General features: G+C 54.7%; 9 protein-coding genes. 2 read left to right on the top strand and 7 right to left on the bottom strand.

Annotation, left to right across the window (positions count from 1 at the left end; genetic code table 11):
• Window positions 1-153: 153 nt before the first annotated feature.
• Window positions 154-1059 (bottom strand): DUF1559 domain-containing protein, encoded by a 906-nt coding sequence (locus ABX962_RS21435; protein ID WP_372722148.1) that lies wholly within the window; start codon window positions 1057-1059, stop codon window positions 154-156.
• 98 nt (window positions 1060-1157) lie between these two features.
• On the opposite strand from ABX962_RS21435, the gene dtd reads away from it, so the two are divergent.
• Complete coding sequence (gene dtd, locus ABX962_RS21430) at window positions 1158-1604, top strand: D-aminoacyl-tRNA deacylase (protein WP_372722147.1); 447 nt, start codon at window positions 1158-1160, stop codon at window positions 1602-1604.
• Window positions 1605-1625: 21 nt separating this feature from the next.
• On the opposite strand, the gene ABX962_RS21425 is transcribed toward dtd, so the two are convergent.
• On the bottom strand, window positions 1626-2354 hold the full coding sequence (locus tag ABX962_RS21425; RefSeq protein WP_372722145.1) for a metal-dependent hydrolase: 729 nt from the start codon (window positions 2352-2354) through the stop codon (window positions 1626-1628).
• A 426-nt stretch (window positions 2355-2780) separates the two neighbouring features.
• On the opposite strand from ABX962_RS21425, the gene ABX962_RS21420 reads away from it, so the two are divergent.
• Window positions 2781-3509, top strand: a complete 729-nt coding sequence (locus ABX962_RS21420) for a CvpA family protein (protein ID WP_372722143.1) — start codon at window positions 2781-2783, stop codon at window positions 3507-3509.
• Window positions 3510-3766: 257 nt separating this feature from the next.
• On the opposite strand, the gene ABX962_RS21415 is transcribed toward ABX962_RS21420, so the two are convergent.
• The 5 genes from ABX962_RS21415 to ABX962_RS21395 all read right to left on the bottom strand — a co-directional run.
• Complete coding sequence (locus tag ABX962_RS21415; RefSeq protein WP_372722141.1) at window positions 3767-3964, bottom strand: hypothetical protein; 198 nt, start codon at window positions 3962-3964, stop codon at window positions 3767-3769.
• A gap of 260 nt (window positions 3965-4224) precedes the next feature.
• Window positions 4225-5196 carry an acetyl-CoA carboxylase carboxyltransferase subunit alpha gene (locus tag ABX962_RS21410; RefSeq protein WP_372722139.1) on the bottom strand — a complete coding sequence of 324 codons (972 nt, stop codon included), beginning with the start codon at window positions 5194-5196 and terminating at the stop codon, window positions 4225-4227.
• Window positions 5197-5283: 87 nt separating this feature from the next.
• Window positions 5284-6225, bottom strand: a complete 942-nt coding sequence (locus tag ABX962_RS21405) for a serine/threonine-protein kinase (protein WP_372722137.1) — start codon at window positions 6223-6225, stop codon at window positions 5284-5286.
• A 192-nt stretch (window positions 6226-6417) separates the two neighbouring features.
• Window positions 6418-7608, bottom strand: a complete 1191-nt coding sequence (locus tag ABX962_RS21400) for a glycosyltransferase family 4 protein (protein WP_372722135.1) — start codon at window positions 7606-7608, stop codon at window positions 6418-6420.
• A 38-nt stretch (window positions 7609-7646) separates the two neighbouring features.
• A partial coding sequence (locus tag ABX962_RS21395; protein WP_372722133.1) for an alpha/beta fold hydrolase occupies window positions 7647-9223 on the bottom strand: 1577 nt, incomplete at its 5' end.

The following is a 9223-nucleotide window of genomic DNA, read 5'->3' as shown; positions in this document are numbered from 1 at the left end:
TCGGCGTTTGCATGCGTAGCGAAAGTCGCCAAGACTTTCGTGCAGAAACCGTAGAGGACGAGGCAACGAGTCCCGCAGAAACCGTAGTGGACGAGTTGATTTTATCGAATGTAGATGTAAACGGGGCTTCGTTAGCCGGTTGCGACCACGCGGCTAATCCAATGTGTCATCCGCGAGTGGTTCGCCACCGCGAGGCGTCACCAGGGCTCGCAGCGTCGAGGCGGGGGTGACGTCATCGAGATAGTGACCTCGCTCGTCCACCGTGACAATGGCCGCACCGGTGTCCAGCAATCCTCCGATGTTGTTGGACGATCCCCCAATGCCTTGCAGCGTCGCGAAGTCGACATCGACCGGTTCGGTCCATACGCCGCTGGTGACCGGCGGTGAAGCTTCGACAACCAGGATCGTTTTCAGCGGGTCGTCGACCACTTGATTTGGACCGAGCGGACCGGTGTTCGGAAACAAGGTGCGGTCGCCTGTGACCAAGTAGTAACCGCTTTCGCTAAATCCGGCGTTTGTTTGGCTGCTGGGATGGCGATAGACAGCAGGCATTCGCGAAAATGCAACCGACATGTTTTGCTGCGTGTCCCACGCCGCGTTACGGTCGATCTGGTTGTACAGTTCGTCTTCGCCAAGGTAGGGCAGAATCAGCACTCGCCACGATTGCAGCGGTTTGCCCGCCACGTCCGTGGTAAACGGAGGTGGATAGCTTCCGTGGTCGGCGGCATAGGCGTTCATCGCCGCCGCAATCTTCTCGAGGTTGCGCATCGATGCGGTGCGATCTCGGTTGGTTTGCAGCAAGCCGACGGTTTGTCGACCTTGGTAAATTGCCGCAAAAACAATTGCGAGTAACAAAATCAGCACCACGATTGCCGCGACGACCGAAGCGAACTGTTTTGATACCGACGTTGACTGAACGTTTTGAGGAATCGCTTCGCCGGCAAAGTCGGGCAGTTGGATCTCGCCACCACATGTGACGCACTCTCCCCGTTGACCGCTATACCGATCTTCGACTTGCGTTTTGGTTTGGCAGTGAGGGCAGGTGAACAAATAAGGCATGGCACAACGATTCGATGGCGTTTTAAGGACTAGCCGCTGGAGCTATTCTATGCGGAAATCTTGCCCAATAATACTCAATGGTTTCAAAAGGAAATCGGATGCGAATCGTGATTCAACGCGTAACGTCGGCCAAGGTGGAAGTGCAGGGCAGGGTGGTCGGCGAAATTCAGCGGGGCGTGTTAGCGTTGGTCGGCGTGGGGCACGGCGATAGCGTGACCGAAGCGAAATGGTTGGCACAGAAAACTTCGCAGCTGAGGATCTTTCCCGACGACGAAGGGAAAATGAATCGGTCGCTGTTGGATATCGGAGGCTCGGTTTTGGCCGTCAGCCAATTCACGTTGTTGGGGGATTGTCGCAAGGGGCGTCGTCCCGCGTTCACCGATGCCGCAGCTCCCGAAATCGCCAACCAAATCTACCAGTCGTACAACGAACACCTGCGGGAAACTGGCGTCCAGGTCGAAGAGGGGATTTTTGCCGCCGACATGCAAGTCAGCTTGGTCAACGATGGCCCCGTGACGCTGATCCTCGATCGAACAGGATCGTAAATCGAGTCGTCGCGAGATTCGTCATCTCCACGGTAACCATTTGTCCCACTGAATCAATTCAGGTGCGGGCTTGGCGATGTAGCTGTTGTCCAGTCGTGAGCGTTGCCGGATGCGGTCGACCACACCATGGTCACCCCAAGCGAGATAGATCAATAAGAACAATTTTGCGTACACGCTGACGTTGGCGATCTGGCTTTGACCAAAAAATTTCAACGCGGTACCGAAGGATTTTTTTAGCCGAAACCGCCCTCCCCCAAAATCGATGCTCCAAATCTCGTCAAGAATCAAATGAACGAGAAACCCGACGACCACCGCGATGCTTTTGTAGACCCGAATCGATTCACTCGGACATGGCATCACGAGGTATGCGAGCAGACCCGCGCTCGCCGCGGCGGGAATGCTATGCCACATGCCGCGATGGACCGTGTAGCGTTTGAAAAATTCGACCGCAATAAATCGGATCGCGATGTAGATCAACATTGCCGCCAGCGCCATCGCTTCGTGCGACAGTTCCAGATCGCGAAACCGTTCGATCATCAACATCGGCACGACGGCCGCTGCGAACATGCTGGTTTCGCGAAGCGGGATTCCTGAATCGCTGTCCAAGTCCGGTAACATGCCGCTGACCGAACACAATCCGCCAGCCAAAATTCCGCTCTCAAGTGACATCGATTGACACGTCACGCCCCAGTAACCGTAGGCGATGCCCACGATCGTGCTGCCGGTGATGTGCGTTTTAAAATCGGCCACGACGGGGAGGGCAGGGGAGTGGTGAAAAAAAAGGGGGAGCTACTGGAAATCTACTCCGTTACGTTTTGCAAGCATCCACACCAATTGGTAGCAATTCAATCGTTGGGGATGCATGCCCAAGGTCTCGCGACGAATACAGATTCCCTTAGCTTCTTACATAGGATTTTTTCCAGGGGGCTGCCAAGCCCGAATCAATTGATCTTCGCTTGGCAAGGTCGCTGCTCTACAATCCGTGACAAAGTGAAAGCTCGGCTGGATTGCATGCCCGAAGCGATGAGCTGATTGCTATCAAACGAGTTGTCTAGATGGGCGGCATTGTTTGCGATCTTGGTTTGCCTGAAATTTTTTCGCTCGCAACCGCCCTTCCCGCCTCTTAACCTGCATGCCCTTTACTCGCATGCCCTTTACTCGCATGGAAGCGTTCTGGTGGAAATTTACGACATCATGATGTTGGTTGTATTGGTCGGCGCTTTGCTATTTGGCGCGATCAAGGGATTCGCCTGGCAGCTCGCTTCGATCGCTTCGATCGTGGTCAGCTACATGGTGGCCTACCACTTCCGTGAACCGTTCAGCCAATCGATCCACGCCGAACCGCCATGGAATCGTTTTTTGGCAATGTTGATTTTGTACGTCGGCACATCGCTGGTCGTATGGGTTGCATTCCGGATGGTCAGCGGCACGATCGACCGTTTCAAACTTCGCGAATTTGATCGTCAAATCGGAGCGATGTTCGGGCTGGCCAAGGGGGTTCTTTATTGCATCCTGATCACGCTGTTTGCGGTCACGCTTTTTGGCGAAAACGTTCGCGAGAAAATCGTCGGCAGCAAGAGTGGCAACTACATCGCCAGCGTGCTGGCTCGCAGCGAATCGGTGATCCCGCCTGAGATCCAAGAGGTCGTACAACCGTACCTGGACCGCTTCGAAAAACGTTTCAATTCGGACGACGCCCAGGACACACCCGCAGGCTTTTTGGAAGGCGTCGGACGCAAGATGGCGGGAGATGCGGCGAACGGAGTTTTGCCTGAATCACTGTGGGATGACGGTTCGGGAGACCCGGCCGGCAGAGCGCCCTTGCCGGTCGATCCACGCGGCTGGAACTCAGGCCAATCGGTGCCGCAGCAAGCCCAGCAACCATGGAACGGATTCCAACGCTGATGTTGCTGTGGGATAGGCTTCAAGGTCTGTCAATTTCGCTATCCGTTTTCGTCGTTCACTCTTCGCTCTTCGTCCACTCGTAGCGAAACTCGCCAAGAGTTTTGTTGGGATAGCTATACTGATGACAGGCTAGAAGCCTATCCCACACGAAATGGCTGAAACACGGGGTTTTACGCACCTTTAATACAACATAAGGGGCATTATCGGACGTTGCGGGGCGGTTGATTTCGCCCGCAAAACCCGGCCTCTCCCGCTTTTCACTCTGCTGGACTCGGTGCCTGATTCAGCTCCAGACAATGGGTCGACGCGATCATTCGTCTACGATCACTGACTCGCAAACGCTTCATTGTCGCGACCGCTTGGGCTGTGAATCGATCGAGCAAAACGAAGGCGGTGCTAGCTCCCGCCGCGGGCGTGATTGCGACACTCGTCCGCCAAGATTTGCGACGCTTCACTTGCCCGTTTCCTGGTCGTACTCCCCTCAGCGTTTGCCCCTGAACCTTGCTCGTGCGATTGACTTGGCGAAGCCTTCGCTGGATCTCTCGGCAAGCTCTCGGAATGCAGTCTTCGGCTGCTTGAGATGTTTGATTGACCGAGGCCAGATTTGGCCTGTGCAGATGGCGACGCATCGGCGGGATACGTCGCCCATCGAGCGAAAGAAAGTGGCTCGATTTTAGAGTTTGGCGAGAACTGACTTTGGTTCTCTTTTGTTCACCTATGCCGTTTCGGCGTCTTCCAAAAAGACACCGATCCGGCGGAACTTTTCATACCGCTCGTTGACCAGTTCTTCGGTCGTTTTGGTTTCCAGGTCCGACAGCGTTCGCGACAGATAGCTCTTCAATCGCGACGCCATTTGGTGATGGTCACGATGGGCGCCGCCGAGTGGTTCTTCGAGCACATCGTCGACCACGCCAAGTCGCTTCAAATTGTCGCTGGTGAACCGCAGCGCTGCGGCGGCTTTGGGTGCGTGTTCGTGACTCTTCCACAAGATGCCCGCACAGCCTTCGGGGCTGATCACGCTGTAATAAGAATGTTGCAGCATCGCGATCCGGTCGCCCACGCCGATGCCGAGTGCGCCGCCCGATCCGCCTTCGCCGATCACGACACAGATCACGGGCGTCTTCAAGCGGCTCATCATGAACATGCTTTCGGCGATCACTTGCGCTTGACCACGTTCTTCGGCACCGATCCCCGGGTATGCACCGGGCGTGTCAATGAAACAGATCAGCGGCATGCGATACTTTTCGGCCAATCGCATTTTGACCATCGCTTTGCGATAGCCTTCGGGATGGGCACAACCGAAATGGCACGCCGCGCGTTCTTTGAACGTACGTCCTTTTTGATGTCCGAGGACCAGCACTTTGAAGCGATCGAGTTTGGCGAATCCGGACAGCATCGCGCGGTCATCACCAAAATGTTTGTCGCCATGCAGTTCGACAAATTCATCAAACGCAAGATTCAAATAGTCACGGGTGTAGGGTCGGTTTTTGTGACGAGCCACCTGCACGGTTTGCCACGAGTCAAGCGAGCCGTAAACATTGCGTAGCAGATCGACGAGTTTGCGACGCAAGTCGCGAATCTCTTTTTCGATTTCGTCCGTGCGATTGGTTTGACGTTCAAGCGACGCAATCTTGCTTTCAAGATCCGCGATCTCGTATTCAAATTCTAATCCAGGTCCAGCGCTCATTCTTTTCTCGTGATAAGTGAGGTGCGGCTTCTAAGACAATCGAACAATCGGAAGCACCGCACGTGTGTTGTGTTTAGAAAGCGAAGTTTATATTTCGTCGTCTTCGCCGTTGGCGGATGGTTTTTTGATCATGTCTTCGGCACCACGGATTCCGGTCTGCGCATCGAACACACTGACGTCGGGTTTGCGAGGACGCTTATTCCACAGTTCCATCGCTCGGAATTGTTTCAGAAATTCCCACATCGATGGCGGCCGATTGTCGGGTTTCTTCGCCATCATCTGCTTGATTACATCGGCAAAGTCTTTGGACACGTTGTTGTTGTACGCAATCGGACTCGGGATCGATGCAGTCAGATGCTTGTTCAGCAAATCGTTTGGCGTGTCGCCGGTGTATGGCGGTTTGCCCGTGACCAATTCAAACAACACGCAGCCAAAGCTGTAAATATCCGATCGCTCGTCGCATACTTTGCAGCGGATCTGCTCGGGCGACATATAGCTTCGTGTTCCCTTGGCGTATTTGGAGCTGTGGAACAGTTTGCTGAATCCGGTTTTCTTTTTCTCGGCGATGGTAAAGTCGATCAACTTCGTTTCACCGTCGCGGCTGACAAGATAATTGTCCGGCTTGATATCCAAGTGGATCCAATTCTTGGTATGCATGTAATACAAGCCCTCGGCAGCTTGGCCGACGATTTTGTCCAACATGTAGGCCAGCGATTCAGGGCCCTGCCGGAGTGCTTGCTTCATATTCAATTCGCTGAATAGTTGCAGTACCAGAAACGGGACCCCGGACTCGATGCGAAAGTCGATCACTTTGATAATGCGGGGGCTGTTCAGGTCTGACGCCACCGTGAACTCGTGTTTCAGTAGCGCGATCTCTGACTTGTCCTCTCGCGCCGATGGCTTGAGCAGTTTCAGCGCGTATCGCTCATCAGAGTTTTCGTCGATGGCTTCCCAGACGTCACAGGTACTTCCGGAGCGAATCAAACGGGCCAATCGATAGGGGCCCAGAAAATCACGGGTCTTGGTCATCAGCACAAATCAGGGGCGAATCGTAATTTGGTTGACACAGAACAGTCGCTCTATGATAGTTCAATCGGTCCCTAGCCCGATAGGTCGGGATCGCGGTGGGGGCGACCCGCCAAGACTTCGACGGTGACTGCCAGATGCCATCCATTTTGGCACTAAATGGAAACGCCGCGAAATTCGCAAACGCCACGAAAATTACAGCGAAATCGCAGGTTTTTGTTGCTTTCGAGGCCGCTGCAGCAGTTGTTCGTACAGCTCGCGGATTCGCCGAGTCATCGTTTGATGACGGAACTGGTCCGTAAATCGCCTCTGCCCTGCCCTCCCCATTTGCTGTCGCAATTCGCGGTTATGGCTCAATCGGAGGATCGATTCGGCGAGCTGATCGATGTCACCAGGCGGGATCAGATATCCCGTCTCACCCGAGATCGCGACCTCGCGAGCCCCATCGACATCGTAGCTGATGACCGGTCGGCCAGCGATCAAGGCTTGCGGAAGTGCTCGCGCCAACCCTTCGCGGTACGAGGTGTGGACCAACGCGTCCATCGCCCCGATCAGCGAGGGAACCTCATCGGGGGGAACCAGCCCCGAGAAAATGAAGTTCTCGCTCAGTCCCAGCGATTCGATTCGGCGGGTCAGGCTGTCTCGCAAAATGCCGTCGCCCACCAACAAAAAACGGACTTGCGGGACTTGTTTGACAACTTTGACCGCTGCCGAGATCAGATCGTCGTGTCCCTTCAAATGAAACAATCGAGCGATCTTTCCGATCACGATTGCATCTTCGGACAATCCAAAACGTTGGCGAACGCGATTCCGATGTTCACTGGCATGTAGAAATGGCTCAACATCCATGCCGCTGTAGATCGTGGTGAATTTTTCACGCGGAGCCACATTGGCAGCGACCATTAAATCGGTCATCGCGTCGGCGACACAAACCATGTGGTGGCATCGTTTGGCCGCCCATCGCTCGCAGGCCCGGTACAGTGTCCGCGTCAGCGCCGGTTGATATTCGTGAAACGGAGCCCCATGCACACTGTGGATAATCGCCGGGACCTGCTCGCCCCAAGCGACCGCTCGCCCCAAAATTCCTCCCTTGGCGCTATGCGTATGGACAACGTCGGGTTTGAATTTTCGGATCACGTTGCGAAGCTCGGCACGTCCCTTGAGATCGCGGATCGGATGGATCGAACGACGCAAATGGTCGAGCTTGCAAATTGGCAACTCCCCTGCCCTCCCCTGGCTCAACAAGTCGCCCTCGGGCCCGACTTCTTTTCCGGTGATCAACAGCACGTCGTCACCGAAATCGTGCATCAGGTCCAGACAATTCAGTAGCGTGTTCTCTTGAGCACCACCAATAATCATTCGAGTAATGACATGAGCAACACGCACGAATTATTTCCTAGCCAGCGAGACGGTTGAGGGATGGTTTAGTTGAGGTGTTTTTTCAGAAACGCATCAATATCGGTTACTACCGTATCCATCCAATCGCTTTGGTTCCAGTGACCATGTTTCGCGCCGTCGTGAACACGAAGCTCGAAAGGGACACCAAGGCTCTTCATCTTTTCACGTGCAGGTTCGTTACGAGCCGGGTTGTCGAGGCTTCCCGTGATGAACAAGGTTGGTGGCATATCCTTGTCGATCGCTTCGTAGGCATCGGCAAGCTTGTACATCTCGGCATTGTCGTCGATCGTTGCGCCGATCCAGTGCACCGCATACGCATTGTCCTTGACGTCATGCGAACGGTCGGCAACGCTGCCCGATGCGGTTTGCAGCGGCCCCGCCATCACAACGACCGCTTGCAGACGTGATTGATCGCCGCTGCTTAGTCCATCGTGATGCAACTTGGCATTGGTGTTGCCCGCGGCCATTAACCCCGCGAGATGTCCGCCCGCGGAACCACCCACCGCGGCGATGCGGTTGGGATCGATGTTCCAATCCGCCGCATGCTGCCGGACGAATGCGGTGGCCGCGTTCGCGTCACGGATCGCGGCAGGAAATTTTGCTTCATAGCCAAGCCGATACTCGATCGCCGCGACGACATAGCCCTTCTTGGCCAGTTGTTTAGCCAAAGCGTGAAACTTGGTCTTGTCGCCTTTGAGCCATCCGCCTCCGTGAACCAGTACGATTCCCGGAAGCGTTGTTGATTCAGCGGCAGTGAGACGAAAGACATCCATCAGCAGTTTACGGCCATTGGTGTTTGCATAAACAACGTTGCGATCGATCGACAACTCCCCTGCCCTGCCCTGATCCGATTGGCCATTCGTGTTGGTGTCTGGTGCGGGCTGCGGCAGCACGCCGTATTGGTTGATTGTTTTGTAGTAGATGCCGCCAAACGTACTGATGAAAAGGGTCCGTCCCTCGCTACCCGCGATAATGACATTGATCGGTCGCTCGGGGGTGGGGATGGTTTCACGCAGGCTTCCATCGGGACCAAACACGCTGACGGCGTTTGCACCGGTGCAATACACGTTGCCCGCCCGATCGATGCACATCCCGTCGCCTCGAAATCCCTCGTCCGTCTCCTTTAACTGAGCAAACGGCGTGGCAGCCATGAACTTTTTGGTTTCATCGATTTGAATCTGGTAAAGTGCACCCGACTTGTGCGATGACACGTACAATGTGGATTCGTCGGGTGACAAGGTGATCCCGTTGGGTGTGTCCAGCTTGTTGGCAACGATCAGCACCTTGCCATCCGCGTCAATGCGGCGAACGATGCCTTCGCCGGTGAAGGTGGCGTAGACGTTGCCGCGTGAATCGACCACCAAATCATTGGGACGTTGATTTTTTTCAAATTGAGCCAGCGTTTCCGTTTTGCCACCGGTGCCCAGGATTGCGATCCGGCTGTTGGCGTTGTCGCTCAAATACAACTTGCCAAGCTGGTAGCACGTTCCAGAGATGGCAAGCGGTTCTTTCACGACGTTTTCGGAAACCACTTGCAACGTTGCCAAATTGATTTTGGCTAAACGTTTGGCTTTGACATCGGGAGCATAAAGCAGATTTCGGC

This window comes from Novipirellula sp. (assembly GCF_041583735.1).
In the GTDB taxonomy this organism is placed as follows: domain Bacteria; phylum Planctomycetota; class Planctomycetia; order Pirellulales; family Pirellulaceae; genus Novipirellula.
Note: the sequence above shows the minus strand (reverse complement) of the source record. Positions and strands in the feature narration are given on the sequence as shown.

What these genes read in the sequence shown, in the direction of transcription:
- ABX962_RS21405 (WP_372722137.1), bottom strand. Translation starts at nt 6,225, where the DNA reads ATGACCAAGACCCGTGATTTTCTGGGCCCCTATCGATTGGCCCGTTTG.
- ABX962_RS21410 (WP_372722139.1), bottom strand. Translation starts at nt 5,196, where the DNA reads ATGAGCGCTGGACCTGGATTAGAATTTGAATACGAGATCGCGGATCTT.
- ABX962_RS21435 (WP_372722148.1), bottom strand. Translation starts at nt 1,059, where the DNA reads ATGCCTTATTTGTTCACCTGCCCTCACTGCCAAACCAAAACGCAAGTC.
- dtd (WP_372722147.1), top strand. Translation starts at nt 1,158, where the DNA reads ATGCGAATCGTGATTCAACGCGTAACGTCGGCCAAGGTGGAAGTGCAG.